27 protein-coding genes, 1 tRNA gene and 1 other RNA gene are annotated in these 26,269 nt (G+C 68.6%); 18 read left to right on the plus strand and 11 right to left on the minus strand.

Translation table 11 applies throughout. The features are described from left to right. The first annotated feature begins 189 nt into the window (after positions 1 to 189). Both ABD893_RS11205 and ABD893_RS11210 read left to right on the plus strand, forming a co-directional pair. The gene (locus ABD893_RS11205) at positions 190 to 609 is read left to right on the plus strand and encodes a DUF3052 domain-containing protein (RefSeq protein WP_345079828.1); all 420 of its coding nucleotides are present in this window, start codon (positions 190 to 192) and stop codon (positions 607 to 609) included. A 72-nt stretch (positions 610 to 681) separates the two neighbouring features. Then, positions 682 to 755: transfer RNA gene (locus ABD893_RS11210), tRNA-Val, on the plus strand. Positions 756 to 776: 21 nt separating this feature from the next. Here ABD893_RS11210 and ABD893_RS11215 read toward each other — a convergent pair. Further along, entirely contained in the window at positions 777 to 995 is a 219-nt protein-coding gene (locus ABD893_RS11215; protein ID WP_345079831.1) for a hypothetical protein, read from the minus strand. Positions 996 to 1,183: 188 nt separating this feature from the next. On the opposite strand from ABD893_RS11215, the gene ABD893_RS11220 reads away from it, so the two are divergent. Genes ABD893_RS11220 through ABD893_RS11230 form a run of 3 tightly spaced genes read left to right on the plus strand, consistent with a single transcriptional unit; the run spans position 1,184 to position 3,767 of the window. Continuing rightward, a complete protein-coding gene (locus tag ABD893_RS11220; protein WP_345079834.1) occupies positions 1,184 to 2,461 on the plus strand; it encodes an aminotransferase class V-fold PLP-dependent enzyme in 1,278 nt (425 codons plus the stop codon). Beyond that, positions 2,458 to 2,913 carry a Fe-S cluster assembly sulfur transfer protein SufU gene (sufU, locus tag ABD893_RS11225; RefSeq protein WP_345079837.1) on the plus strand — a complete coding sequence of 152 codons (456 nt, stop codon included), beginning with the start codon at positions 2,458 to 2,460 and terminating at the stop codon, positions 2,911 to 2,913. The genes ABD893_RS11220 and sufU overlap by 4 nt, the downstream gene beginning before the upstream one ends. A 5-nt stretch (positions 2,914 to 2,918) precedes the next feature. Further along, positions 2,919 to 3,767: a Nif3-like dinuclear metal center hexameric protein gene (locus ABD893_RS11230; protein ID WP_345080785.1), complete on the plus strand. Its 849-nt coding sequence runs from the start codon at positions 2,919 to 2,921 to the stop codon at positions 3,765 to 3,767. A gap of 25 nt (positions 3,768 to 3,792) precedes the next feature. Here ABD893_RS11230 and ABD893_RS11235 read toward each other — a convergent pair whose 3' ends face one another. Then, positions 3,793 to 4,572 carry a YaaA family protein gene (locus ABD893_RS11235; protein ID WP_345079840.1) on the minus strand — a complete coding sequence of 260 codons (780 nt, stop codon included), beginning with the start codon at positions 4,570 to 4,572 and terminating at the stop codon, positions 3,793 to 3,795. Between the two features lie 125 nt (positions 4,573 to 4,697). Here ABD893_RS11235 and rnpB point away from each other — a divergent pair. Continuing rightward, an RNA gene (gene rnpB, locus ABD893_RS11240) (RNase P RNA component class A) lies at positions 4,698 to 5,060 on the plus strand. A gap of 138 nt (positions 5,061 to 5,198) precedes the next feature. Here the strand turns inward: rnpB and ppgK are convergent. Together ppgK and map are read right to left on the minus strand one after the other, a co-directional pair. Further along, positions 5,199 to 6,059: a polyphosphate--glucose phosphotransferase gene (ppgK, locus tag ABD893_RS11245; RefSeq protein WP_345079843.1), complete on the minus strand. Its 861-nt coding sequence runs from the start codon at positions 6,057 to 6,059 to the stop codon at positions 5,199 to 5,201. 128 nt (positions 6,060 to 6,187) lie between these two features. Beyond that, positions 6,188 to 7,075 (minus strand): type I methionyl aminopeptidase, encoded by an 888-nt coding sequence (map, locus tag ABD893_RS11250; RefSeq protein ID WP_345079846.1) that lies wholly within the window; start codon positions 7,073 to 7,075, stop codon positions 6,188 to 6,190. Between the two features lie 37 nt (positions 7,076 to 7,112). Here map and ABD893_RS11255 point away from each other — a divergent pair, with 37 nt between their 5' ends. After that, the gene (locus ABD893_RS11255) at positions 7,113 to 7,331 is read left to right on the plus strand and encodes an SPOR domain-containing protein (protein WP_345079849.1); all 219 of its coding nucleotides are present in this window, start codon (positions 7,113 to 7,115) and stop codon (positions 7,329 to 7,331) included. A gap of 34 nt (positions 7,332 to 7,365) precedes the next feature. Here the strand turns inward: ABD893_RS11255 and panB are convergent, their stop codons facing one another. Beyond that, positions 7,366 to 8,184 (minus strand): 3-methyl-2-oxobutanoate hydroxymethyltransferase, encoded by an 819-nt coding sequence (gene panB / locus ABD893_RS11260; protein ID WP_345079852.1) that lies wholly within the window; start codon positions 8,182 to 8,184, stop codon positions 7,366 to 7,368. 174 nt (positions 8,185 to 8,358) lie between these two features. Between panB and ABD893_RS11265 the strand changes: the two genes are divergently transcribed. The 9 genes from ABD893_RS11265 to ABD893_RS11305 all read left to right on the plus strand — a co-directional run bounded on the left by ABD893_RS11265 (position 8,359) and on the right by ABD893_RS11305 (position 19,039). Beyond that, positions 8,359 to 8,919: a hypothetical protein gene (locus ABD893_RS11265; protein ID WP_345079856.1), complete on the plus strand. Its 561-nt coding sequence runs from the start codon at positions 8,359 to 8,361 to the stop codon at positions 8,917 to 8,919. Between the two features lie 363 nt (positions 8,920 to 9,282). Then, the gene (locus ABD893_RS11270) at positions 9,283 to 9,534 is read left to right on the plus strand and encodes a hypothetical protein (RefSeq protein WP_345079859.1); all 252 of its coding nucleotides are present in this window, start codon (positions 9,283 to 9,285) and stop codon (positions 9,532 to 9,534) included. A gap of 96 nt (positions 9,535 to 9,630) precedes the next feature. Beyond that, positions 9,631 to 10,968 carry a glutamine synthetase family protein gene (locus tag ABD893_RS11275; protein ID WP_345079862.1) on the plus strand — a complete coding sequence of 446 codons (1,338 nt, stop codon included), beginning with the start codon at positions 9,631 to 9,633 and terminating at the stop codon, positions 10,966 to 10,968. Between the two features lie 27 nt (positions 10,969 to 10,995). Then, positions 10,996 to 14,127: a bifunctional [glutamine synthetase] adenylyltransferase/[glutamine synthetase]-adenylyl-L-tyrosine phosphorylase gene (locus ABD893_RS11280; RefSeq protein ID WP_345079865.1), complete on the plus strand. Its 3,132-nt coding sequence runs from the start codon at positions 10,996 to 10,998 to the stop codon at positions 14,125 to 14,127. Between the two features lie 139 nt (positions 14,128 to 14,266). Further along, complete coding sequence (locus ABD893_RS11285) at positions 14,267 to 15,184, plus strand: hypothetical protein (RefSeq protein WP_345079868.1); 918 nt, start codon at positions 14,267 to 14,269, stop codon at positions 15,182 to 15,184. A 109-nt stretch (positions 15,185 to 15,293) separates the two neighbouring features. Continuing rightward, positions 15,294 to 15,956: a TetR/AcrR family transcriptional regulator gene (locus ABD893_RS11290; RefSeq protein ID WP_345079871.1), complete on the plus strand. Its 663-nt coding sequence runs from the start codon at positions 15,294 to 15,296 to the stop codon at positions 15,954 to 15,956. Further along, complete coding sequence (locus ABD893_RS11295) at positions 15,953 to 16,942, plus strand: ABC transporter ATP-binding protein (protein ID WP_345079874.1); 990 nt, start codon at positions 15,953 to 15,955, stop codon at positions 16,940 to 16,942. The genes ABD893_RS11290 and ABD893_RS11295 overlap by 4 nt, the downstream gene beginning before the upstream one ends. Further along, positions 16,939 to 18,594 carry an ABC transporter permease gene (locus ABD893_RS11300; protein ID WP_345079877.1) on the plus strand — a complete coding sequence of 552 codons (1,656 nt, stop codon included), beginning with the start codon at positions 16,939 to 16,941 and terminating at the stop codon, positions 18,592 to 18,594. The genes ABD893_RS11295 and ABD893_RS11300 overlap by 4 nt, the downstream gene beginning before the upstream one ends. 103 nt (positions 18,595 to 18,697) lie before the next feature. Then, the gene (locus tag ABD893_RS11305; RefSeq protein WP_345079880.1) at positions 18,698 to 19,039 is read left to right on the plus strand and encodes a YciI family protein; all 342 of its coding nucleotides are present in this window, start codon (positions 18,698 to 18,700) and stop codon (positions 19,037 to 19,039) included. A gap of 100 nt (positions 19,040 to 19,139) precedes the next feature. Here the strand turns inward: ABD893_RS11305 and ABD893_RS11310 are convergent, their stop codons facing one another. Further along, positions 19,140 to 19,466 carry a 2Fe-2S iron-sulfur cluster-binding protein gene (locus ABD893_RS11310; RefSeq protein ID WP_345079883.1) on the minus strand — a complete coding sequence of 109 codons (327 nt, stop codon included), beginning with the start codon at positions 19,464 to 19,466 and terminating at the stop codon, positions 19,140 to 19,142. A 111-nt stretch (positions 19,467 to 19,577) separates the two neighbouring features. Then, a complete protein-coding gene (locus ABD893_RS11315; protein WP_345079886.1) occupies positions 19,578 to 20,624 on the minus strand; it encodes an LLM class flavin-dependent oxidoreductase in 1,047 nt (348 codons plus the stop codon). A 138-nt stretch (positions 20,625 to 20,762) separates the two neighbouring features. Here ABD893_RS11315 and ABD893_RS11320 point away from each other — a divergent pair, with 138 nt between their 5' ends. Continuing rightward, positions 20,763 to 21,269, plus strand: a complete 507-nt coding sequence (locus tag ABD893_RS11320; RefSeq protein WP_345079889.1) for a MarR family winged helix-turn-helix transcriptional regulator — start codon at positions 20,763 to 20,765, stop codon at positions 21,267 to 21,269. Between the two features lie 98 nt (positions 21,270 to 21,367). Here ABD893_RS11320 and glnA read toward each other — a convergent pair whose 3' ends face one another. After that, positions 21,368 to 22,798: a type I glutamate--ammonia ligase gene (glnA, locus tag ABD893_RS11325; protein ID WP_345079892.1), complete on the minus strand. Its 1,431-nt coding sequence runs from the start codon at positions 22,796 to 22,798 to the stop codon at positions 21,368 to 21,370. Positions 22,799 to 22,967: 169 nt separating this feature from the next. Here glnA and ABD893_RS11330 point away from each other — a divergent pair, with 169 nt between their 5' ends. Then, on the plus strand, positions 22,968 to 23,408 hold the full coding sequence (locus ABD893_RS11330) for an RDD family protein (RefSeq protein ID WP_345079895.1): 441 nt from the start codon (positions 22,968 to 22,970) through the stop codon (positions 23,406 to 23,408). Between the two features lie 269 nt (positions 23,409 to 23,677). Here the strand turns inward: ABD893_RS11330 and ABD893_RS11335 are convergent, their stop codons facing one another. From ABD893_RS11335 to lipB, 3 genes are all read right to left on the minus strand, one after another. Further along, positions 23,678 to 24,433, minus strand: coding sequence for a DUF4191 domain-containing protein (locus tag ABD893_RS11335; protein ID WP_345079898.1), 756 nt, complete (start codon positions 24,431 to 24,433; stop codon positions 23,678 to 23,680). A 32-nt stretch (positions 24,434 to 24,465) separates the two neighbouring features. Further along, entirely contained in the window at positions 24,466 to 25,488 is a 1,023-nt protein-coding gene (gene lipA / locus ABD893_RS11340) for a lipoyl synthase (RefSeq protein ID WP_345079901.1), read from the minus strand. 63 nt (positions 25,489 to 25,551) lie between these two features. Continuing rightward, positions 25,552 to 26,250, minus strand: coding sequence for a lipoyl(octanoyl) transferase LipB (gene lipB / locus ABD893_RS11345; RefSeq protein WP_345079904.1), 699 nt, complete (start codon positions 26,248 to 26,250; stop codon positions 25,552 to 25,554). Between the last annotated feature and the right edge of the window lie 19 nt (positions 26,251 to 26,269).

A 26,269-nucleotide genomic window follows, 5' to 3' on the forward strand; every position in this document is an offset into this window, starting at 1 on the left:
TTCACACTCGCCCCATATCTGTGACACGTCGGACATCGGATTCTTCGGTGCCGTGGTCCGGGACCCTCGTCCCGGAATGCATGTGAGGTGCGCGTGACATAGAATCAGGCCCGCGCAGCACGGCCTCGGGCCCTGCAGGCCCCCGTCGCTGCCGAGTTCGCTATACCCCCGCTCTTAAGGAGTCCTTTCTTGTCACCGTCGGCAGACGCCACTTCGTCCAGCTCCCTCGCCGAGGTGCTGAGCTTCACCAATGGTCAGATCGTGCAGGAGATCGGCTACGACGATGATGTCGATCTTGACCTGCGCGATGCGATCGAGGACCTCATCGGCGACGAGCTGGAGGACGAGGACACTCAGGAGATCGTGGACGCCGTCGTGCTGTGGTGGCGCGATGGCGACGGTGACCTCACCGACGCCATGGTCGACACCCTGCGCAACATCGAGCCCGGTGCGCCGGTGTGGATGCTGGTCCCCAAGGCAGGTCGTCCCGGTCACGTGATGCCGGGAGACATTCAGGAGAGCGCGAGCATCGCCGGACTGCGGGTGATGAGCTCGGTCAGCCTCGCGCCGGACTGGAACGGCACCCGCCTGGCCAGCCGCGTCAACTGAGCCGCGCTGACGCTCCCGCGGGAGCGTCACGGCACCCCTCACAAGGGGTGCCACGGGGGTTCGCCCCCGCCCGGGTCGTTAGCTCAGATGGTTAGAGCGCCTGGTTTACACCCAGGAGGTCGGGGGTTCGAGCCCCTCACGACCCACCGGATCACTTCCCGCAGCCCTCACCGGGTCACGGTGTACAGCAGCACCAGCGCCACCGGCACTGCGACGATCAGGCAGCCCCAGATCACGCCGGTCTGGCGCTCTTTCGCCTTCTCCTCGGAAGTCTTCTCCGGCGCTTCGGGCCGTCCGTTCTTCTCCCATTCCTCGCGGGCGCGCTGGCGCCGCACCAGCAGCCGTCCGATGATGACGACGACCGAGGTCAGGATTGCCACGGCCATGGCGAGCAGGATGAGATTTTCGATGGCGGTGCCTCCGGAGGGTCGCAGGGATGGCGGGCTGTGCACAGGGTCTCACGACCCGGCCCGCTCACCTGGGCGCTTCCTATACTGGCAGGGCAGCCATGACCGGCGTGCTCCGCAGCTCGCGGAGCCTCGGCCGGAGCCCCGTTGAAGGAGGAGCCGCGCAGGTGAGTGCACCCAGCAGAGAGTTCGACGTCGACGCGATTCGCGCAGACTTCCCCATCCTCACCCGGATGCTCGATCCGGACACGCCCATGATCTACCTCGACGGCGGTGCCACCTCGCAGCGCCCCCGCCAGGTGATCGACGCTGAGGTCGCGTATCTCCTGAATGACAATGCCGCGGTGAAGCGCGGCGCCCACCGGATGGCGGGCCTGGCGACCGACGCCTACGAAGGCGCCCGCGAACGCATCGCCGACTTCCTCGGCGCACCGTCGCCTGACGAGGTGGTGTTCACCAAGAACGCCACCGAGGCGCTGAACCTGGTCGCGTACTCCCTCGGCAACGGTGACGCGTCCACCCCGGCCCGGCTGCGGGTGCGCGAGGGGGACGAGATCCTGGTGACGGAGATGGAGCACCACGCGAACCTGGTGCCCTGGCAGGAGCTCGCCCGACGCACCGGCGCGACCCTGCGCTGGATCCCGGTCACGGACGACTTCACCCTCGACCTCACGGGTCTCGATTCGCTGGTCACCGAGCGCACCAAGGTCATCGCCTTCACCCACCAGTCCAACGTGCTGGGCACCGTGAACCCGGTCGCGACGCTGGTCGAGGCCGCGCGGGCTGTCGGGGCACTCACCGTGCTCGATGCTGCGCAGTCCGCCCCGCACATGCCCTTCGACGTTGCCGCGCTCGGGGTGGACTTCGTGGCCCTGTCCGGGCACAAGATGCTGGGCCCCAGCGGGATCGGTGTGCTGTGGGGACGGTACGAGCTGCTGGCAGCGATGCCGCCCTTCCTCACCGGCGGCTCGATGATCGAGCTGGTCCACATGGACCATTCCACCTTCGCGGAGCCGCCCGCCCGCTTCGAGGCAGGCACCCCGCCGATCTCGCAGGCCGTGGGACTCGCAGCAGCCTGCGACTACCTCGACGCGCTCGGAATGGAGCGCATCGCCGCCCATGAGCAGGCCCTCACCCAGCAGGCGCTGACCGGCCTCGCCGCGATCGACGGGGTACGGATCATCGGCCCGGCAGCATCTCCGTCGCGCACCGGGGCAGTCGCTTTCGACGTTGCTGGCCGTCACCCGCATGACGTCGGCCAGGTGCTCGACTCCCTCGGTCTCGAGGTGCGCGTGGGCCACCACTGCGCGTGGCCGCTGCATCGCCGCTACGGGGTGCACGGCACCACCCGGGCGAGCTTCTCCGTCCACACCACCGCCGCCGAGGTCGACGCCTTGGTCGCCGGCGTCGCCCACACCATCGACTTCTTCGGATCCTTCTCATGAGCAATCAGCTGTCCTCCCTGTACACCGAGCTCGTGATCGAGCACGACAAGCGCCCCCTGCATGCCGGGCTGCGTGAACCGTTCAACACCGAGGTCCATCACGTGAACCCCACCTGTGGGGACGAGATCACGCTTCGCCTGCAGCTCGCCGAGGGCGGTGAACGAATCGAGGACATCTCCTATGACGCCGTCGGCTGCGCGATGAGCCGTGCCGCCGCCTCGATGATGGCGGACCTCCTGATCGGTCGCACCCTCGACGAGGTCGCCCCCGCGCAGGACCACATGGAAGCGGCGATGCGCTCCCGCGGCCGGCTCGACGGCGATGAGGACCTCATCGGCGACAGCATCGCCTTGCTCGGCGCGGCGAAGTTCCCGGCCCGCGTGAAGTGCGTGCTGATGCCATGGAAGGCCTATCAGGCCGCGCTGGTCGAAGCACAGACCCTGGGAGCGTGAGCGCTATGGCAGAACTGCTGAACGTCAGCTCCGTGATCGGCGCCCTCGAGGACGCCTACCCCCTCTCCTGGGCGGAGCCCTGGGATCGGGTGGGCCTGGTCCTGGGGGAGCGGCACGCCGCGGTGCAGCGTGTGCTGCTCGCGGTGGATCCGACGGTCGCGGTCGCGCGCGAGGCAGTGGATCGCGGTGCAGAGCTGCTGGTCACCCACCATCCGCTGCTGCTGCGCGGGGCCAGCTTCCTCCCGGCCGACGACGGCAAGGGTGCCGTGGTCACCCACCTGCTGCGCCATGGCACCGCCCTGTGGTGCGGGCACACGAACGTGGACCGGTCCACCCGCGGCACCGTCGGAGCCTGGATCTCACAGCTCGGTCTCGAGGATGCCACCCCGCTGATCCCGGGGGAGGTGCCCGCCGCGGCGGCCCACGGCTCCCACCGCTTCGGTCTCGGCGCGGTGGGCACCCTTCCTGTGCCGACGACGGTGGGGGAGCTGAGCTTGGCGATCGCTGGATTCGTCCCTGCCACCGCCCGGGGGATCCTCCATACCGGGGACGCAGACCGGCCGGTGCGCCGTGTGGCAGTCTGCCCGGGGGCAGGAGACTCGTTCCTCGAGGCCGCCGCCGGCGCCGAGGTCGACGTCTACATCACCTCGGACCTGCGCCATCATCCGGCGCTCGAGCATCTCGAAGTGTCTGCCGATCACGCGGCGGTGCCGGCGCTGATCGATGTCCCTCATGCTGCGAGCGAGGCGCTCTGGCTCCCGCTGGCACAGGAGCTGCTCGCCGAGGCGCTGCCTGGCCTCGAGGTGCTGATCAGCGAGCACACCTCGGATCCCTGGGGCGGCCGCGCCGGCTGAATGAGCGCGCCGACAGGAGGTGGGTTCAGCCCACCCTGTCCACGATGACCAACCGGTCGCCGTCGAGCTCGACCTGCAGCTGCGTCCCGAATGCGCTGCGGACGACGTCGACGACCTCATCGGCCGAGGTCGGTGTGCGCTCCGCCTCCAGCAGCGCCCCGGTCACGAGTCCGCGATACCGCTTGGCGTCATGGGAGATCACCTTTCGTACCCCGGCGCGCTCCTGGACCGGAGACACCTCGAGCACCCGCACACCCTCGCCGCTGCGCATCGTCATCATCGAGCGGTACGAGCCGGAGCGGCAATCGATGACCAGCGGAGAGCCGCTCTCGGCCTGCTCGCTGCGCAGCTCGGCGATGAGGGGCTTCAGCCGCGGCGCCCACCAGGACCCCGCCTTGCCGAGGCGGGACAGGGTAGAGCCGGCGGAGAGCCGGTAGGCGGGGATCCGGTCCGTGCTGGCGTCGACGAGCCCGAACAATGCGCTCTGGACCAGCACTCGGCGATCCTCGGCGGGGGAATGGTCCTCCCGGAGCTGGTCGTACAGCACGCCGGAGTAGACGGACAGGGCCGAGGCGGCCGGCTCGGACTCGATCCGCGCCATACGGTCCAGCAGCTCGGGGGAGGAGGCAGGAACACCGAGCTTCACAGCACCGTCGGACGCGGCGGCGGTGCGCTGCGCAGCTCGCAGGACGGTGCTGCGCGCCGCGGTCAGCTGCGGCAGGCCGAGCGTCGCGAGCTCCAGGGGAGCGGCGCCGTCCTCGGCGGGACGGGTCTTGGCCTCCGAGGGCGGCAGCAGGATCAGCACGAGTCCATTCTGGGCCGACGGCAGGGCATGGGCAGGTCAGGGGCCAGGAGATGTTCCGCACGTCGGCTGGACTGCTCGGCGTTGGAGCGCAGGGTGAGTGCCGCTCCACGTAGACTGCCCCCGGACCAGTCGGCCGGGCAGCCGCGTTCTCGAGGCTTCGGCTTCGAGGCCGAGGAAAGTCCGGGCTCCATCCGGAACGGTGGTGGGTAACGCCCACCCGGAGTGATCCGCGGGACAGTGCCACAGAAAGCAGACCGCCACCGCACCCCTCGGGGAGCGGCGGTAAGGGTGAAAGGGTGGTGTAAGAGACCACCGCGGCCTCGGTGACGAGGTCGGCACGGTAAACCCCACCGGGAGCAAGGTCAGACAGGGGATGTTCGAGGGCACCGGCCCGAGTCCCTGGGTAGACCGCTGGAGGTCGTCGGCAACGGCGATCGTAGAGGGATGGCTGCCGATTACAGAACCCGGCTTATAGGTCGGCTGGTCCGCCCTTCGGGGCAATCCGTCGCGACGCCTGCGCTGCAAGGCAGTGCGCCGTGACGCAAGGCGCCGCGACCCCGAGGGGACGCGGCGCAGGCCTCGCGCAACAGGACGCGGGCAGTAGACAGCGCGCAGCAGGCGGCGGACTACTTCGCCGCCTCGCGCTTTGCCTTCTCCTTCTTCGCAGCCTTCTTCGCTGACTTCTCATCGTTCTTCGCCGACGTCTCGCCGGACTTCTTCGCGCCCTTGTGCAACGACTTCTGCTCGCGACGGGCGAGGGCTGCGGCGCCGACGATCCCGGCCTCGTTGCGCAGCTCCGCCGGCACGATCTCGGTCTTCAGATCCAGCAGCGGCAGGAACTTCTGATGCTTCTTGGACACTCCACCGCCCACGATGATCCGGGTGGGGCTGAACAGGAACTCGACGTGCGAGAAGTACTCCTGGAGCCGGCCGCCCCAGGTCTCCCAGTCGAGGTCCTCCTTCTCGCGGATGGAGCTGGCCATGTACTTCTCGGCGGAGTCTCCGTGCAGCAGCAGGTGGCCGAGCTCGGTGTTGGGCACGAGCCGTCCATCGACGAAGGTCGCGCTGCCCACTCCGGTGCCGAGCGTGATCACCAGGACCACGCCGGAGGTGTCCTGGCCGGCGCCGAACTTCATCTCGGCGATCCCGGCGGCGTCGGCGTCGTTGACCACGAACACGTCGTGGCCGGTGCGCTCGGTGAGCAGCGCATCGACGTCGGTCCCGATCCAGGACTTGTCCACATTCGCGGCGGTCTGGGCCACTCCGGCCTGGATCACGGCAGGGAAGGTGACGCCCACCGGCATGTCATCGTCGATGTCGAAGGAGGCGATCAGCTCCGCGACCGTGTTCGCGACGGCGTCGGGCGTGGAGGGCTGCGGGGTGGCGATCCGCACCCGCTCCGCGAGCAGCTCGCCGGTGGCCAGGTCCACCGGGGCCCCCTTGATGCCGCTGCCGCCGATATCGATCCCGAAGGCCTTCTTGCTCATCGTGTCTCCTGGTTGCCGTAGGCGGGGCATGTTGGATCCCCGCTGATCAGTGCGCCGCACGTGGCGGTGCTCACAGCGATCCAGAATACCCGGCGCACGGGTGTCGCCGGCGCGGGGTCCGCGCCGGCTCAGACGACGGTCAGCAGCTCGGGACCGTCGGCGTTGATGACCATCGTGTGCTCGAACTGCGCGGTGAAGGAGCGGTCCTTGGTCACCACGGTCCACCCGTCGTCCCACTGCTCCCACGCCTGCGAGCCGATCGTCACCATCGGCTCGATCGTGAAGGTCATGCCCTCCTCGATGACATCGTCGAACATCGGGGCGGAATCGTAGTGGGGGATGATCAGCCCGTTGTGGAAGCCCTCGGCGACACCATGGCCGGTGTAGTCCTGCACCGACTCGTAGCCGTGGCGGGCCACGAACTTCTCGATCACGCGGCCGATCACGTTCACCTCGCGCCCGGGCTTGGCGACCTTGATGCCGCGCATCATCGTCTCGTGCGCGACGGTGATCAGATCCTGCGCGCGGGGATGGATCTCGCCCACCGCGAAGGTGGCGTTGCAGTCCCCGTGCACGCCGTGGATGAAGGCGGTGACGTCCACGTTGAGGATGTCCCCGGCCTCCATCACGGTCGAATCCGGGATGCCGTGGCAGATGATCTCGTTCAGGCTCGTGCAGCAGGACTTCTCGAAGCCCAGGTAGCCCAGCGTCGAGGGATAGGCGCCGTTCTCGATCAGCACCTGATGGACGATCTCGTCGATGCGGTCCGTGGTCACTCCTGGCTGGGCGGCCTCGCCGGCGGCCTGGAGGGCGAGGGCAGCGATGCGCGAGGCCTCACGCACCCGCTCGATGATCTCAGGGGTCTGCACGCGGGGGCCGCTGTCCGAGACGGCCTCGTCCTTGTCGACGTACTCGGGGCGCTCGATCTTCACCGGCACGCCGCGCCGGGGGCCGATGGTGCCGGGCACCAGCAGTGCGCGGCCTTCTGGACGGGTCCATTCCTGCTCTACAGTCATGCCCACCAGTCTGTCACCTACGGAGAAGGAGCCCGACGTGAGCGAGGGCACGCAGTTCTATTACAACCTCAGCACCGGCAGCGTGGAGGAGGGGCGGCAGTCCTCCGGCGCGGAGCTGATGGGACCGTACGCGACCCGGCAGGAGGCCGAGCGGGCGCTGCAGACCGCGGCCGCCCGCAATGAGAAGTGGGAAGACGCCGACGAGGACTGGGAGGACTACGGCACTCCGCCGGCGAAGCCCGATACCGCGCACTGAGCTTCCCGGTACTCCCGCCGGAGTGCTTCCTGGGTTACTCGAAGGAGTGCTCGGGGCCCGGGTAGCTGCGTTCCCGCACCTCGGTGCGGTACTGCTGCGCGGCCTGCTGGAGGTCTCCGCGCAGATCCGCGAACGCCTTGACGAACTTCCCCTGGAAGCCGGAGAGCCCGGCCATGTCCTGCCAGACCAGCACCTGACCATCGCAGTCCGGCCCGGCCCCGATCCCGATGGTGGGCACGGAGACCGCCTCGGTGACGCGTGCGGCAACCGCCGCAGGGACCAGCTCGAGCACGATCGCGGAGGCTCCGGCCTCCTGGAGGGCGAGGGCGTCGGCGAGGAGCTTCTCGGCGCCGGCCTCGTCACGGCCCTGGACCCGGTGACCCGAGAGCGAGTTCACCGACTGCGGGGTGAATCCGAGGTGCCCGCAGACCGGGATCCCGGCATCGACCAGCGCCCGAACCTGCGCAGTGACCTCGGCGCCGCCCTCGAGCTTGACCACCTCTGCGCCGGCGCGGATCAGCTCGACGCTGTGGCGCAGCGCGTCAGCCGGGCCGCTCTCATAGGTCCCGAAGGCAAGATCGGCCATCACCAGAGGGCGATGCACGCTGCGCGCCACCGCAGCGGTGAAGGTGAGCATGTCCTGATGAGTGGTCGACGTGGTGGAGGAATGCCCCAGCACCGTGCTGCCCACGGAATCCCCGACCAGCAGCACCTCGATCCCGGCCGCCTCGAAGACCTGAGCGGCGAACTGGTCATAGGCGGTGAGCATCGCGAAGGGCTGACCCTGCGACTTGGCGAGCTGCAGATGACGCAGACGGATCTTCGCCGGACCGGCGGGGGACTCAGTGCTCACGAGGTGCTCCTGGGCAGTGAACGGGTGGGGAACTGCGCTCCAGCCTATCGCCGTCAGAGCTGCCCCCCACGACTTCGCGTCGCCGCCGACCGTCGGCCTGTTCCCATGGACTGCCCAGGAATGTGTCACCCTGGTGCCGACCCACGCATCGGTCGGTCAGAGGGAGAAGGCGACGTGAGATCGAGGACGCACGGCATCGGCCGCCGCATCGCCGCAGGCTCCGGGGCGCTCGCGCTCGCGCTGGGTGCCGCGGCCTGCACCGGCGGCGACCAGGAACCACCTCAGTCGCCGTCGACCAGCACTTCGCCCCAGGACGCCCCAGGCCAGGAGACGACCGAGCAGGGCGCCGCCGCACCGAGCGACGGCGGCGGTGAGGAGACCGGCAGTCCCTTCAGCGACGAACAGCTCGAGTCCGCATCCCAGCGCTTCGTCGAGGGCCTGCAGCTGCTGGACGACCAGGACTGGGATTCTGCCTGCCGCCTCGTGCTGGACCCCACCACCCACGCCGCTCCCGAGGGCGCACGGCTCCAGGACTGCGTCGACGGGGTGGAGCGCGCGCTCGCCTCCTACTCCGAGCTGCTGGTGCCGGGCCGCTTCGACGTGATAGACGCCTCGATGGTCCGGGCCTCCGACAACGGCGACGGGACCGTCTCGCTCAGCCTGCTCGAGGAGCCGGTCGACATCCCTATGGTGCAGGGTGATGACCAGGAATGGTATTTCTCCATCCCCTTCTGAGCATGACCCGCCGCAGGGCTGGGTGCCCTCGCCATCATCGCCGGAGCCGCGGCATGCGGTGGGAGCGGAGAGACCGAGACCGAAGACCCTGCGGTCGCGGAGGAGTAGCCGGCCGAGGAGGCAGACCCCGCCGAAGAGGCCGATCCCGCAGAGTCCGAGGAAGAAGGCGGCGACGCGAGCGCGAATGAGGGCGCGGCTGCAGAGGAGGGCGACGACGCCGCTGCGGGCGAGGGCGACGATGCTGCCGCCGGCGAGGCGCTCTCCGAGGAGGACCTCACTGCAGCAGGCGACCGCTTCTTCGAGTTCCTGCAGGCCGCCGCCGGTGGCGACGGAGAGACCGCATGCTCGCTCATCACCAACCCGATGAACGACCAGCCTTTCGAGGGCAGCGAGCTCGACGCGTGCGTCACGAGCTTCACGGAGTCCTCGGGCGAGATGGGAGTCGACCCTGCGACCGCAGACATGATGGAACGCTCCATGATCGAGGCGGTCGACAACGGTGATGGCACCGCCAGCATCAGCATGATGGGCACGGATATGGGGCTCTCCCTGCTCAAGGGCGATGACGGCCAGTGGTACGTCGACGGAGCAGCAGCCATGCCGCAGGCCGGCTGAGTGCTCCAGCCGTGAGATCAACGCCCCGGCATCCAGCATTCGGATGCCGGGGCGTTGCGTCGTCGGCAGGCGCAGAGCCTGAGGCACACTGGTCACATGGGACATCTTCACGATGACGTCATCCGCACCGTCGACGATCAGGACGTGCGCTTCATCCGGTTGTGGTTCTGCGATATCGCGGGGACGCTGAAGTCCATCGCGATCTCCCCGTCGGATCTCGAGACCGCATTCACCGAGGGCATCGGGATCGACGGCTCGACCATCGAGGGCCTCACCCGCAGCTACGAATCGGACATGATCCTGCGTCCCGATCCGGGCACCTTCGAGCTGCTGGCCTGGCGCGGGGAGACCAACGCGACTGGCCGCATGATGTGCGATGTGCTCACCCCCGACGGTGAACCGGCCGCCTCGGATCCGCGGCGGGTGCTGCGCCAGGCCCTCGCCCGCGCCGAGGAGAAGGGCCTGGAGTTCTACACCCACCCGGAGATCGAGTTCTACCTCTTCGAGGAGCCCTACGCGCAGGGCGAGGCGCTGCGGCCGATCGACAACGCCGGCTACTTCGACCACGTCCACCGCGGTCAGGGCCAGGATTTCCGGCGCACCGCCATCCAGCACCTGGAGGCGATGAACATCCAGGTCGAGTTCTCCCATCACGAGAACGGGCCCGGCCAGAACGAGATCGACCTGCGCTACGCCGACGCGCTGACCACCGCCGACAACATCGTCACCCTCCGCACCGTGGTCAAGGAGGTCGCGCTGTCGATGGGCCAGGTCGCCACCTTCATGCCCAAGCCGATGATCGACCAGCCTGGCTCCGGCATGCACACCCACCTCTCGCTCTTCCAGGGCGGGAAGAACGCCTTCCACGAGCCGGGCGCCGAGTATGGACTCTCGCGCACCGGGCGGCACTTCATCGCCGGGCTGTTGCGCCATGCCCCGGAGTACAGCGCCGTGACGAACCAGTGGGTGAACTCCTACAAGCGGCTGTGGGGTGCGCAGGAGGCACCGAGCTACGTGTGCTGGGGGCACAACAACCGCTCCGCCCTGGTGCGGGTGCCCTTCCACAAGCCCACCAAGGGCACCAGCTCGCGCGTGGAGTTCCGGGGTCTGGACTCCTCGGCCAACCCCTACCTCGCCTTCTCGGTGCTGCTGGCCGCCGGCATGGCCGGCATCGAGGGGGAGTACGAGCTGCCCGAAGGGGCAGAGGACGCGGTCTGGGATCTCTCCGAGCGTGAACGTCGGGCCATGGGCATCGACCCGCTGCCCTCCGACCTCTTCCGTGCCCTGGAGGTCTTCGAGAGCTCCGAGCTGATGGCGAGCACCCTCGGCGAGCAGGTCTTCGAGTTCTTCCTGCGGGACAAGCGCCAGGAATGGCAGCGGTACCGCGAGCAGGTGACCGACTACGAGCTGCGCTCCACCTTCAGCCGCGTCTGAGCAGGGGGCGACTGGTAAGGAGAACACGTGAGCAGCGAACCGTCGACCTCTACCGGGGCCCTGGCACGTCTCGGCTTCAGCAGCACCGATCGGGTGCGCCGTTTCCTCGCCGAACCGGCGCTGGCCGGCCTCGGCAGCGACGCCGCCCGCGCACTGGGCCGCACCGCCGACGGCGACGACGCGGTGCTGGGGCTGCTGCGCCTGGCCGAAGCCGCCGAGGAGGCGGGCCAGCGGGCACTGATGAAGGAGTTCCTCGGCGGGATCGGGACGACCGGCACCCCCGGGCACCGCCTGATCACGCTGCTGGGCACCTCCGTCGCCCTCGGTGACTTCCTGGCCCGCCATCCGGAGCACCTGACCCTGCTGCGCGAAGGCGATGACGAGCTCTCGATGACCAGCTCCGAGGTGCGGCGCACGCTGCTCGAGGCCGTCGGCGCGGATCCCGAGGCCGACGTTCCAGTCGCTGGGGACAGCGGCCGGGAGGTGCGAGACGCCCTGCGCATCGCCTACCACGGCCGGCTCGCGCAGATCGCCGCCGCGGACGTCTGCGCTGCGGACCCGACGGCGCTGCAGCCCCGGGTCTCGGTCGCGATCAGCGACCTCGCCGATGCGGCGCTCGAGGCCGGTGCGGCGATCGCTCGCGCCACCACGGAGGGTCACGAGAAGGTGCGCTGGGCGGTGATCGCCCTCGGCAAGACCGGTGCCCGCGAGCTCAACTACCTCTCCGACGTCGACGTCATGCACGTCGTCGCCCCCGTCGCGCACAACGCCGAGGAGGGTGCAGAGGCGGACGCAGTGGGGGAAGAAGTTGCCATCACGATCGGTTCCGCCCTGGCCCGCGAGCTCGCCCGCGCCTGCTCCGAACGCACGGGGGAGGGCTCGCTATGGCAGGTCGATGCGAACCTCCGCCCCGAAGGGAAGGACGGACCTCTCGTACGCACCATCCCCTCCTACCGCCGCTACTACACCGAGTGGGCGAAGTCCTGGGAGTTCCAGGCGCTGCTGAAGGCCCGTGCCGCCGCCGGGGACCACGAGCTCGGCCGCGAGTTCGAGGCCATGGTGGAGCCCTGGGTGTGGCAGGCCTCCACCCGGGACGGATTCGTCGAGGATGCCCGGGCGATGCGTCGCCGAGTAGTCGCACACATCCCGCGGGCGGAGGTCGATCGGAACCTCAAGCTCGGTCCAGGCGGGCTGCGGGACGTGGAATTCACCGTGCAGCTGCTGCAGATGGTGCATGGACGCGCCGACGAGGTGCTCCAGGGCCGCTCCACCCTCGACTCCCTCGCCCGCCTCGGTGAGGGCGGGTACATCTCGCGCAACCATGTCGCCGAGATGGACGAGGCCTACCGCTTCCTGCGCTGCATCGAGCACCGCCTGCAGCTGCACCGCATGCGCCGCACCCAGGTGCTGCCCACCGCAGCCTCCGATCTGCGCCGTCTCGCCCGCAGCGTGGGGCTGTCCACCGACGAGTTCCATCAGCGCTACCAGCGCACCCGGCGCCGGGTGCGGCAGCTGCACGAGGAGATCTTCTACCGGCCGCTGCTGCTGACCGCCTCGCAGCTCAGCGATGGGCAGATCCGACTCAGCGAGAAGGACGCCGCCGCGCGCCTGGCGGCGATCGGCTACCGCGACCCCTCGCGGGCACTCGGCCACATCTCGGCGCTCACCGAGGGCATCTCCCGACGCGCCAAGATCCAGCGGCAGCTGCTGCCCGCCATGCTGGAATGGTTCGCCGACGGCGTCGATCCGGACCTCGGCCTGCTGGGCTTCCGCCGGCTCTCGGACACGATCGGCTCCGCCCACTGGTACCTCGGCCTGCTGCGGGACTCCGGGCTCGCCGCCAAACGCCTCACCCGGGTGCTCTCCTCCGGCCGGTTCGTCGGCGAGCAGCTCGAGCAGATCCCCGAGGGAGTGCGCTGGCTCGCCCGCGACGAGCAGCTCCGCCCCCTTGCCCGCGACGTCCTGGGACGGGAGTTCCTTGCCGTCATCTCCCGGGTCGACGATGCGGACGTCGCCCGCGACGTGCTGCGCCGCACCCGCAGCCGGGAGCTGCTGCGCATCGCCCTGGCCCATCTCACGGGCGTGGCGAGCCCGCGCGAGGTGGCCCGGGCCCTCACCGACCTCGCCGAGGCGGTGCTCGAGGCGGGGATGCTGGTCGCCCTGCACGTCGTGGCCCGAGACCGGGAGGTGGTGGGAGAGGAGGGCGAGACCCTCGACAGCGAGCCGGAGGTGGATGTCGAGACCGCACTGCGCCTGCGGGAGAAGCGCTCTGCTCCCGCCCGCGCGCTGAAGATCGAGATGGCGATCATCGCGCTGGGCAGCTTCGGCGCCCGCGAGATGGGCTACTCCTCGGACGCCGACGTCCAGTTCCTCGTGATCGACCGCGGATCCGGCAAGGCAGCGGTCGAGATCGCCGTCGCCGTCGCCACCCAGACCCAGAAGATCCTCAACGCCCCCACTGCCCGCTCGGATATGCGCGTGAGCGCGGACCTCCGACCCGAGGGGAAGCTGGGCCCGCTCGCCCGCAGCCAGGATTCCTGGAGCGACTACTACCGCCGGGATGCGGCGACCTGGGAGAAGCAGGCCCTGCTGCGGGCGCGGCCCGTCGTCGCCTCCGAGGCGGTCGCCGAGCAGCTGAGCGCGGAGATGGACCGCCACCGCTATCCCCAGGGAGGGCTGACGGAATCCTCCCGGCGGGAGATCACGCGGATGAAGGCACGGGTGGAGTCCGAGCGGCTGCCTCGCAACACCGACCCGTCCCTCCACGTGAAGCTCGGTCGCGGTGGGATGACGGATGTGGAATGGACTGCCCAGATCCTCGCACTCGAGCACGGCCACGAGATCGAGGGCCTGCGCACCCCTCGCACCCTGGACCAGCTCAGGGCTGCTGCGGACGCAGAGCTGCTGTCCACCCGCGAAGCCCAGGAGCTCGCCGAGGCCTGGACCCTGGCCTGGCAGATCCGGCGCGGGCTGTTCCTGTGGAAGGGACGCGAGGGAGATGTGCTGCCCACCGACCGCTACGACCTGCGGGCCCTGGCGCTGCTGATCGATGGCGAGGACGGTTCCGCCGTGGAGCTCGAAGAGCGCTACTTCCGGCTGACCCGCCGTGCCCGGGTCATCGCCGAACGCCTGATCTTCGGTGAGGAAGAAGGAGCCTGAGCAACACCCGTGTGATCCGGGGGAGCGGAACGGCGCGTCCTCACGCCGGCTGAGCCCGCCCGGCCGGGCGGCGGCGTACGGTGGTCGTCGTCCACCCTCTCCGTCGCTCCGGCGATGCCAGCCCACCTCCCGAGGACTCATGACCACGCCCTCTCTCAGCGCCGACACCCCGCGCGGCCGCATGTACCGTCTCGAGCCCGACGGCCCGCTGATGTACCCCTCGATCACGACCGTCGCCGGCGCACGGGCGAAGGATTTCCTCCAGGGCTGGTACGCGACGATGGCCTCCAAACGGGCACTGGACATGTACGCCTGGCTGGATCGGAACCCGCAGCGGGCCTCCGCCGAGATCTCCCGGGTGACCCGTGACCGCTGGGGCACACAGAAGCGCATCGCCGCCGCCGCCCCGGAGTACACCCGCACCGCCGCAGACTTCGGCACCCTGGTGCATACCGCCTGCGAGGACTGGGGCACCAGCGGCACCCGTCCGGACTCCGCGCACATCGAAGGGCTCATCGACGCGATGCGCACCGCCCAGGGGAGCTTCGCCGACGAGAAGGATCCCCACGCCCTGATCGCCCGCGCCGAGGTGCGCCTGGACGGCTACGGACGCTTCCTGGAGGACTATCAGCCGGAGTTCCTCGCGATCGAGCAGACGGTCGTGAACCACACCGTGGGCTACGCCGGCACCACCGATGCGATCGTGAAGATTGGCAACACCGTGCTCAGCGCAGACATCAAGACCTCGAAGAAGGTGCGCGGGGACTACGCCCTGCAGGGCGTGGCCGTGTGCCGCGCCGAGCTGCTGCTGGATGACGACGGCACCACCCGCGAGATGCCGGAGCTGACCGGCGCGTTCGTCATCCATCTGCCCGAGGCCGGCGGCTATCAGGCGGTACCGCTGAAGACGGGGGATGCGGAGTTCGAGGTGTTCCGCTCGCTCCGTGCGGCCTGGTCCTTCGAGCCCGACGAGTGCGCGCTCCCGCCGGCCTCCGGCCCCAAGGACCTGCTGCTCTCGCTGCTGCGCAGCAAGGGCGGGATCGACAGCCTGGGCTGAGCGCCCCCTTTCGGACTACTCCGAACCTCCCCTTGCCACGCATTGAACACGCGTATAGCCTACTGAACATCAGTTCAACCGTGCTGTGTATCGTGTCGAGGGAGCGTCGATGGAGTTCACCCCATCCGCCGAGGAACGCATCCTCCGCGCCGCCCTGCAGCGCTTCGCCGTGGACGGGCTGAGTGCGCCGCTGCGAGCTGTGGCCCAGGACGCCGGGGTCAGCGCCGGCCTGATCATCCATCACTACGGCTCTCGCGAACATCTCCTCGAGGTCTGCGACCGACGGGCTCTTGAGGTCACCCATGAGACCAAGCTCGAGACCTTCACCGGCGGCTCCGGCGTGATGCTCGCCCAGCTCGCCGAGGTCGAGCGCTACGCCCCGGTGATCGGCTATGTGTTGCGCCGGCTGCAGGCCGGCGGACCCCTGGCTCAGCAGCTGGTCACGGACTTCGTCCGCGACGCCGCCGACTACTTGGAGCAGGGCGTTCAGGCCGGATTGGTCAGTCCCAGCCGTGACCCCGAGGCGCGCGCCCGGGTGCTCACGGAGATGGCGCTCGGGGCCCTGCTGCTCCAGCTGCCTGCCCAGCGCGATCATCTCGATCTCGCCGACCTCCCCACCTGGATCCGCAGCTACACCGACGCCCTGCTCCTCCCCATGCTCGAGCTCTTCACCACGCCGCTGCTGCAGGACAGCACTCTGCTGGATGCCTATCGCGGCGCGGCAGCAAGCGGCGAGCAGGCACCGACGACGACCGAAGGGACCACCTCATGACCACCGCACCCGCCACCAGCCCCGAGCCCGCAGCCTCCGAGCCGGCCACGGCAGCATCGGCTCCCGCCGATGCGGCGATCGTGGTCCGCGGCCTGACCAAGACCTTCGGCTCCACCCGCGCGCTGGACGACTTCGACCTCACTGTGCCGCGCGGCCAGGTGACCGGCTTCCTCGGTCCCAACGGCGCCGGGAAGTCCACCACCATCCGCGTGCTGCTGGGACTGCTGAGAGCCAGCTCGGGCACCGCCGAGGTGCTCGGGATGGACCCGTGGTCCCATGCCGTGCAGATCCACCACCGCCTCGCCTATGTGCCGGGGGATACGAACCTCTGGCCGAACCTCACCGGGGGAGAGGCGATCGATGTGCTCACCCGCGGTGAGCAGGGCGCCGCCCACCGGCGCCGCCGGGGAGAGCTCGTCGAGCGCTTCGAACTCGATCCCACCAAACGCTCCCGTACCTACTCCAAGGGCAACCGGCAGAAAGTCTCACTGGTCGCGGCGCTGTCGCGGGACGTGGATCTCTACATCATGGACGAGCCCACCTCGGGACTGGATCCCCTGATGGAGGCGATCTTCACCGATGAGGTCGCGCGTCTGCGGGCCGACGGCCGCACCGTGCTGCTCTCCAGCCACATCCTCGCCGAGGTCGAGAAGCTCTGCGACACGGTGACGATCATCCGCGCCGGCAAGGACGTCGAATCCGGGACCCTCGCCCAGCTGCGGCACCTGACCCGCTCGACCGTCGCCGCCACCTCGAATGCGGATCCCGCCCCGCTCACCACCATGGACGGTGTGCACGACCTGACGATCGACGGAGAGCGGCTCCGTTTCGACGTCGACGACGCAGCGCTCCACGACGTGCTGCCGGTGCTGACCCGCCTGGGAGTCACCGGGCTGACGATCACCCCGCCCTCCCTCGAGGATCTCTTCCTGCGCCACTACGGCGATGACCTTGCGGGAGAGGCCGCTGGAGTGGAGGAATCATGAACGCCACCACCCACGCCCCTGCCGTCCATACTCACCGGGCGAACCCGGCAAAGGCTTCGCCGCTCACGGGCCTGGGGGCCCTGGTCCGGCTCTACGGACGGATCTCGCGCCGCACGATCATCGTCTGGACGCTCGCGATGCTCGTGCTCGTTCCCGCCTCGGTATACGCGATGAAAGAGGCGTACCCCGACCAGGGAGCGCTCGATGCGAGAGCGATGCTGCTGGACAATCCCTCGGCCGTGATGATGACCGGGCCCTACTTCGCCACCGGGCAGTACACCTTCTGGGCGATGGTCGCCAATGAGCTGTTCCTCTACATCCTGATCCCCGCCGCGATCATGAGCGTGCTGCTCACCGTGCGCCATACCCGCGGCGAGGAGGAGGCCGGCCGCCTGGAGATGACTCGGGCGCTGCCCACGGGACGGCTCGCACCCGCTGCCGCGGCACTGATCATCGTCACGCTCGCGAACCTCGCCCTCGGTGCGGCGATCACTCTCGGCACCCTCTGGGTGGGCGGAGAGCTCCCAGGGTCACTCGCGCTCGGCCTCGGAACCGCACTGACGGCCATGGTCTTCGCTGCGATCACCGCCGTGGTCGCCCAGCTGACCGAGCATGCCGGCACTGCCTCCGGGATGGCGCTGGGACTGTTGGCTCTGGCCTTCATGGTGCGCGGCATCGGGGACGTGATCGACCGACAGGGCTCCTGGCTCTCCTGGTTCTCACCACTCGCCTGGGCCCAGCAGACCCGTGTGTTCGTGGACCTGCGCTGGTGGCCGCTGCTGGTCTCCCTCGCCGCGGTGGTCGTCCTGCTGGTGCTCGCCGGGGCCCTGTCCCGGCGCCGGGATGTGGGAGCCGGGCTGCGCGCCGCCTCTGCGGGGCCGCGCCGCGCCTCGCCCGCGCTGCTGGCTCCTGGCGGTCTCGCTCGGCGCCTGGTGACCGGGTCGATGCTCGCCTGGGGCATCGGACTGTTCCTGTTCGCCCTCGCCTTCGGCTCGCTGGCCTCCTCGCTCACGGACCTCGTCGAGCAGATGCCGACGATCCAGGAATTCGCCCCGATCTCCGTGGACGACCTCACCGGCTCGTTCTCCGCCTTCGTGCTGATGATGCTCGCCATCGGGCCGGTCGCCCTGATCGTCTCCGGGGTGCTCCGGATGCGCACCGAGGAGATCGCCGGACGACTGGCCGGGGTGCTGGTGGCCGGCACCTCACGCGTGCACCTGGCGGCGACGTGGTCCCTGGTGGTGCTGCTCGAGGTCGCCCTCATGCAGGTGCTGCTCGGGCTCGGGGTAGGGATCGGTGTGTGGGCAGCCACCGATGACGCCTCATGGATCGGGGAGATGACTCTCGCCGCCCTCGCGTACCTGCCCGCGATCGCGCTCTTCGGCGCCTTCGCACTGGCCACCTACGGACTGCATCTGCGCGCCACAGGGCTCGCGTGGCTGCTCGTCATCTTCACTGCCCTGGTCACCTTCCTCGGCGACATGCTGGGGCTGCCGGACTGGGTGAAGGACCTCTCCCCGCTGAACCACGTCCCGCTGCTGCCATCGGTGGAATTCGAGGGGTTGCCGCTGCTGGTGATGGGCGGGCTGGCTGCCGTGCTCGGGGTGGCCGGGCTGCTGGCCCTGCGACGACGGGATCTCGCGGCGGGCTAGCGACGGCTGCGTCCAGGGAGGAGACTTCCAGCACGCAGGCAGGACTGCGCGGAGAGAGTGCCCCGCGGGATGAACGCCCCGCGGCCGACGAAAGGCGGGCCCGATGTCGAAGTACCTGATCTCCTTCCCCAGCAGTGCGATGACCGTGCGAGGACCGGAGCTGGAGGCGGTCGCGGACGCCTCCCACGCTGTGGTGCGTGAGGCGAAGACGGCCGGCGTGTGGGTATTCGGTGGCGGGATCGACGAGAGCGTGCCGCCGGTGATGGTCGACGGCACCGGCACCGTGCTCGAGAGCACCTACGCCGAGACCCGCCATATCGAGGGCGGCTACGCCGTGCTCGACCTCGCCACTCGCGAGGAGGCGCTGGACTGGGCTCGCCGGCTCGCCGTGGCCTGCCGCTGCGCCCAAGAGGTACGGGTGTTCGGGGACGATCCGGAGAGCTGAGGTCCGAGGGTCGGACCGGGCACATTCCGCGCCCGGCACCGACGGTGGGTCAGTGCCGGCGGTGATTCAGAGCCGGCGGTGACTCAAGGCCGAGCGTGGATCAGAACGGGCCTATCCGCACCACGGCGCCGGCGAGGTCCGTGTCCCAGGCGATCTGGCAGGTCAGCCGGGAGGTGGGCTCGCGCTCCGAGTCGTTCAGGCTGTCCAGCACGTCGGCCTCGTCCTCATCGATCTCGCCCGCGGTCACGAAGGAGACCTGGTCGAGGAAGGAGTGGCAGGTGGAACAGGACGCATTGCCACCACAGATCGCGAGGATCGGGAAGCTGTTGCGGACCAGGCACTCCATGAGGGACTCGTCGTCCTCCCAATCGACGCCGGGGGTTTCGACGCCTTCGCGGTCGATGACGGTGATCTCGATACTGCTCATGCCCCTATTTCACCTCATCCGGGCCGTTGAGGCCAGTCGGGTCCAGGAGAGCATGCGCACGCCGCGGTGAGCATCGAGGAGACCGCCGCGGATCCGCCGTGGCCGGAGGACTCAGCGCTGTCGTGCGAGCAGCCGCTGAACGCGGGGCTTCACCTCGCTGGCCAGCAGGGTGAGTGACTCCAAGAAGTGCTCCTGGGCGAGTCCGCCGATGTCCATCTGGAGGAAGTGGCGGGTGTGGCCCATGAATCCGTGCAGGTGCACGATCCGCTCGGCGACCTCGTCCGGATCGCCGACGTAGTAGGCGCCGGGAGCCTCGGCCTGGACCAGGTAGGTGTTCCGGTCGGGCTCGGGCCAGCCGCGCAGCCGACCCATCTCCACATTCAGGTTGTACCAGCCCTGATACATCCGCTCGAGTGCCTCGTCCTTGGTGGGGGCGACCAGTCCGAGTGCGGCGACGGACACCTTGATGTCAGCCCCGGCGTGGCCCGCCGCGGCAGCGGAGCGCCGGTACAGCTCGGCCAGCGGAGCGAAGCGTTCGGGCGCGCCGCCGATGATCCCGTAGGAGATCGGCAGTCCGAGCTGTCCGGCGCGGGCCGAGGAGCCGGGGTTGCCGCCGGTGGCGAGCCAGATCGGGAGCTTCCCGGAGGCGGGCCGCGGTACGACCGCGAGGCCCGGGATGTCTGGTCGTCGCTCACCCTTCCAGGTGACGATCCCCTCGCGGCTGTTGTTCAGGGTCATCAGCAGGTCGAGCTTGTTCGCGTAGAGCTCGTCGTAGTCGTTCAGGTCGTGGCCGAACAGGGGGAAGGTCTCCACGGAGGAGCCGCGACCGGCGGTGATCTCGATGCGCCCGCCGCCAGAGATCGCGTCGGCGATCGCGAACTGCTGGAAGATGCGCACAGGGTCGTCGGTGCCGATGATGCTGGCCGCGCTGCCCAGGATGATCTGTGAGGTGGCCGCGGCGGCAGCCGCGATCACGGTGCCGGGGGAGGAGGCGGGCATGCTCATCGTGTGGTGCTCGCCGACGCCGAAGTAGTCCAGGCCTGCGGCATCGGCGTGCAGGATCGCCTCATGCAGATTGCGGGTCGCGGTCGCAGTGTCTTTCTGCTGGTTGGTGCTGTCGAAAGGGGTGTCGCCGAAGCTGTAGGCGCCGATTTCCATGGTCTCTCCAGGTGTCAGGAGCGAGTGGCCGGGCTGCACCTCTGCACCGCCGCACACCGCAACATATAGGTTGCTGAGCAGACTATATGACTGACAGATGATCTGGTGGAGCGATCATCGACAGGTATCATCGACGGCATGAACGACACCAGCACACCGGCAGAGAGCGGTGCATCTGTCGCCCCGCCGGGAGAGCTGGGATGGCAGCTGGGCATGGTGCTCCGCGGCTACCAGACGCTCCTCGAGGAGGCCGTTGAAGGGATGCCCTCCGGCGTGCGCGGCTTCCAGGTGCTCTCGACCGTCGCGCATCGAGATCCACCCAATCAGCAGGCGCTCGGCACGCATCTGGTCATCGACCGGACGGTGCTGACCTACTTGCTCGACGATCTGGTCGACGCCGGAGTCGTCGAACGCGTCCCGGCGCCCACGGACCGCAGGGCACGCAAGATCGTTCCCACCAGCCAGGGCCGCGCCGTGCTGGCCCGATACGAAGAGCGGGTCACCGCGGCCGAGAAGCAACTGCTGGTGGCGCTCGATGACTCAGAATCCGACGATCTGATCGCCCTCGTCGGCCGCCTCGCCATGGAGATCCACCGCTCCCAGCCCGGCTCCAGCCCCTGCGAGGCGATGGACCACCTGCCCTGAACGGCGCGGGAGAATCTGTCAGCGCTCACGGAAGCTCAAGAAAAGGCCCCCGATCTGCAGTGATGCACATCGGGGGCCTCTTTCGAGGGAGCTGAAACTCAGATGTCGTAGTACAGCTCGAACTCGTGCGGGTGCGGGCGGTAGCGGAACGGATCGATCTCCGTGGTGCGCTTGAGCTCGATCCAGGTCGAGATGAGGTCCGCCGGGAAGACGTCACCCTCGGTGAGGTAGTCGTGATCGAGCTCGAGAGCATCCAGGGCTTCGCCGAGGGACTCGGGCAGCTGCTTGATCTGCTTGTGCTCCTCGGGGGGCAGCTCGTACAGATCCTTGTCGATCGGCTCGGGCGGCTCGATGCGGTTGCGGATGCCGTCGATGCCGGCCATCAGCTGCGCCGCGAAGGCCAGGTACGGGTTGGCCGAGGGGTCCGGTGCACGGAACTCGACACGCTTCGCCTTCGCCGAGGCGCCGGTGACCGGGATGCGGATCGCGGCGGAGCGGTTGCGGGCCGAATAGACCATGTTCACCGGGGCCTCGTAGCCGGGCACCAGGCGCTTGAAGGAGTTCACCGTGGGGTTGGTGAAAGCCGTCAGCGAGGGGGAGTGCTCGATGATCCCGCCGATGTACCAGCGCGCGAGGTCTGAGAGACCGCCGTAGCCGCGCTCGTCGTAGAACAGCGGCTCGCCGTCCTTCCACAGCGACTGGTGGGTGTGCATCCCGGAGCCGTTGTCACCGAACAGGGGTTTGGGCATGAAGGTCGCCGTCTTGCCGGCGTCCCACACGCAGTTCTTCACGACGTACTTGAACTTCATGACGTCATCCGCCGCCTGCAGCAGAGTGTTGAAGCGGTAGTTGATCTCCTGCTGGCCCGCGGTGCCGACCTCGTGGTGAGCACGCTCGACCTGCAGACCGGTCTCCTCCAGCACAGCGCAGATCTCGTCGCGCAGATCCGCCATCTGGTCGTTCGGCGGGACCGGGAAGTAGCCGCCCTTCAGGCGCGTCTTGTAGCCCTGGTTGCCGCCGAACTCGGACTCGTCGCGGTCGGTGTTCCACACCGCCTCATCGGAATCGATGCTGTAGAAGCCGGAATTGACCGTGGTCTTGAAACGCACGTCATCAAAGATGTAGAACTCGGCCTCCGCGGCGAACAGCGCGGTGTCTGCGATGCCGGTCGACTTCAGGTACTCCTCGGCCTTCGACGCCACGGTGCGCGGATCGCGGGAGTACGGCTCATCCGTGAACGGATCCACGATCGAGAAGTTGATGATGAGGGTCTTGCGATCGCGGAACGGATCGAGATACGCGGTCTCCAGATCCGGGACGAGCTTCATGTCCGACTCGTGGATCGCCTGGAACCCGCGGATTGACGAGCCGTCGAAGAGCTGGCCGGTCGCGATGGCCTCCTCGTCGAAGGTGCTCGCCGGGATGTTGAAGTGCTGCATGACGCCGGGAAGATCGCAGAACCGGATGTCGATGAACTCGACACCCTCTTCCTCGATGTACTTCACGACCTCGCTGGGATTGTTGAACACATGCCCTCCATCCGCGCTCTGGGCGCGTGTTGTGCTGTCTGACCCCGATGGGCGTCACCTGGTGAGCTCGTACGATCCGCAAGGGACCCGAGCTCGGGTGAGCCCAATCCTAATGCTGTGGCGCGCAGCACTCCGGGAAATGCCACTCCCAGACCGGCGCACTATGGTCATGCTCGTGATCGAACGCAAGGACCTCGGTGCCTGGCTCGAAGGCGCCCCCCACGAGACCGGCTACGTCAAGGGCTCCTCCATCGGGCTGCCCGCTGAGGGACCCGGTTCCGTCGCGCCGTTCTGGCGCCGGCCGCTCTCGATGGTGATCGACTGGGGACTGTGCATGCTGGCCTCGGCGCTCGTGTTCGACGGTGATGCGCTGGCGAACCTGGTGCTCTTCGTGGTGATGAACGTGCTGTTCCTGACGCTTTTCGGAGCGACCGTGGGGCAGTTCGTGCTGAAGCTGCGAGTGCGACCCGTGCGCGGGCGCAGCCCGATGCTGCTGCGGTCCATCGTGCGCACGGTGATGATCCTGCTGCTGCTTCCGGCGGTGGTCTGGAACAAGGATGCGCAGCCCTTGCATGACGTGGCCGCGGGCACGGCTGTCATCACCGTCTGAGCCTCTGGATCCACCCCTCGTGGCGTCGCAGCGGCGCCGCATGCGCCCTTCTCCGCCTCGTGCACCTCGCCCATCTTGCACTGCTGACCTGCGACGATGTCGATTGTCACGAAACGGTCACGGAGGTCACGAAACGGTGACGGCCCTGGTTCTCGCGCGCAGGCACGCCGGACGGCCTCGGGCTCTGCGGGCACCCGCGCCGAGCGGGCACGAGGAAGCCCCCGCCTGAACGATGTGCAGACGGGGGCTTCTCCAGCGGCGAACGGGGCTCAGCGGCCCTTCATCGCCTTGCGGTTCGGGCGGGCGCGCATCGGGTCGACGCCCTTGGGGATCGACTGCCGCAACGACCGACGCAGAGCGTTCAGCCGCTTCGTCACCTGGGCGGCCTCGTCCTTCGTGAGCTGCTTCTTCATCCGCTGCATATGGCTGGGCAGCTTGTGCAGCGGGACCTCGCCGTCTCCGTCGCCGACCACGATCTGATGGACCGGGACGTTGTCGTGCTGGAGCACGCGGCGGATGCTGCGACGCTCCTTCTCGAGCAGCTTCATCGAGGTCGAGGTGGAGTCCTCCGCGACCACCGCGATGCCTGCCCGACCGGAGGCGCGGAAGAGCATCTTCTGGCTGCGAGGGTCGATCTGGACCGGCTCCTCGTCGACGTTCCAGCCGCGGCGGATCGACTGCATCGCCGCGAGCGCCGCACCGGGCTGACCCTTGATGCGCCCGAAGGCGGCACGCTCGGCCTTGCGGGCCAGGATCATCATCGCGATCAGCACACCGATCGCCAGACCCATGAAGATGCCGTACCAGGGGCTGTTCAGCACCAGCCAGCTCACCAGGACGCCGAGGGCGATCGCAGCGAGGATCGCGCCGAGCATCCACGGCAAGGTGGTGCGGTCGGTCTCCTGGGTGTACTTGTACACCTCGATGATCTGCTTGATCCGACCCTGCTTCTTGGAGCCGTCGGCGTTCAGCTTCTGTTTCTTCTTCGAGCCCTTCTCGGGCTTGGTCTCGGACGTGCGAGCCATAGGGGGTGGGTCCTCTCGGGGCCGGGCGGGCGTCAGCTCGCGGCGGCCTGCTGGCTGCGGGCGACGACGCTCGCAGCTTCCTGACGGGCGGGCTGGTTCGAATCGAGATGGCGAAGGTTCTCAGGGATCTCGCGGCCGAGCTTCCGCATCGACTGCGCCCAGAGCTTGCCGGCGCGGTAGGAGGATCGGACCATCGGCCCGGCCATCACTGCGAGGAAGCCCATCTCCTCGGCGGCCACGGACAGCGCGACGAACTGTTGGGGCTTGACCCAGCGGTCGATCGGATGGTGCAGCTTGGAGGGGCGCATGTACTGGGTGATGGTGATGATGTCGCAGCCGGCGTCGCGCAGGCGCTGCAACGATTCCAGGATCTCCTCATCGGTCTCACCCATGCCGAGGATGAGGTTGGACTTGGTGATCATGCCGGCGTCCTTGCCCATCGAGATCACGTCGAGCGAGCGTTCGTACCGGAAGGCGGGGCGGATCTGCTTGAAGATCCGCGGGACCGTCTCGAGGTTATGGGCGAACACCTCGGGTTTCGCTTGGAAGACCTGCTTCAGATGCTGGCCATTGCCCTTGATGTCATCGATCAGCAGCTCGACCCCGGTGCCCGGGTTCATCGCATGGATCTGCTCGCAGGTGCGGGCGAACAGGCCGGCTGCGCCATCCTCGAGATCATCACGAGCCACGCCCGTGATGGTCGAGTAGCGCAGGCCCATCTCCTTGACCGACTGGGCCACCTTGAAGGGCTCCATCGGATCGACGGCCATCGGCTTGCCGGTGGCGATATTGCAGAAGTCGCAGCGCCGCGTGCAGGTGTCACCGCCGATGAGGAAGGTCGCCTCGCGATCCTCCCAGCACTCGAAGATGTTCGGACAGCCAGCTTCCTCACAGACTGTATGGAGACCCTGGCCATGCACGCGCTTCTTCATCGCCGTGTACTCCGGGCCCATCACGGCCCGGGTCTTGATCCATTCCGGTTTGCGCTCGATCGGAACTTCGGCATTGCGTGCCTCGATGCGCAGCAAGCGCCGGCCTTCGGGGGCTGATGTCACCCTGATGCCTCCTCATCTCGACGTTTCATGGAGTCTATCGACCTGGCCAGGCCCCAGGGACACTCAGCCCACGCGGGGCGAAGTGCGGTGCGCCACGAGCTCGGTCATCGCCGTCGCGGCGATCTCCACCACATCAGCGACGGCGATCCGGCGACCGGCCTCGTGGCTGAGGCTGGTGACCCCGGCATCATCGATGCCGCAGGGGATCACGTTCGCCGCCCAGGAGAGATCATTCGCGCAGTTCAGAGCGAATCCGTGCATGGTGGCACGCTTCGAGACCCGCATGCCGATCGCGCACACCTTCCGCGCTTCCTCCCCCTCGGGTGCGACCCAGACGCCGCTGCGACCCTCGACGGGGACGGTCGCGACGCCGACGGCAGTGCAGACGTCGATCAGAGTCCGCTCGAGGTCACGCACGAAACCGACCACATCGATCGGGATCGGCAGCTTCACCAGCGGGTAGCCGACCAGCTGCTGGGGCCCGTGCCACGTGATCTTCCCGCCGCGGTCGATGTCCACGACCTCCGCGCCATCGCGGGGCCGCTCATGATCCTGGGTGAGCTTGCCGGCGGTGTACACCGCCTGATGCTCGAGCAGCAGCAGGGTATCGGGCCGCTCCCCGGAGACGACCTCGGCATGCAGCTGGCGCTGCAGTGCCCAGGCGGCGCGGTACTCGACCGGGCCCGGGGGCAGGCCGAACTCCTCATGGCGGTCTCCCTCAGGGAGGGGTTCGCTGAAACCGAGGCGGATCACATCGAGCATTGGCATAGGCTACTCCGCC

This window comes from Brachybacterium paraconglomeratum, assembly GCF_039541415.1.
Taxonomy (GTDB): domain Bacteria; phylum Actinomycetota; class Actinomycetes; order Actinomycetales; family Dermabacteraceae; genus Brachybacterium; species Brachybacterium paraconglomeratum_A.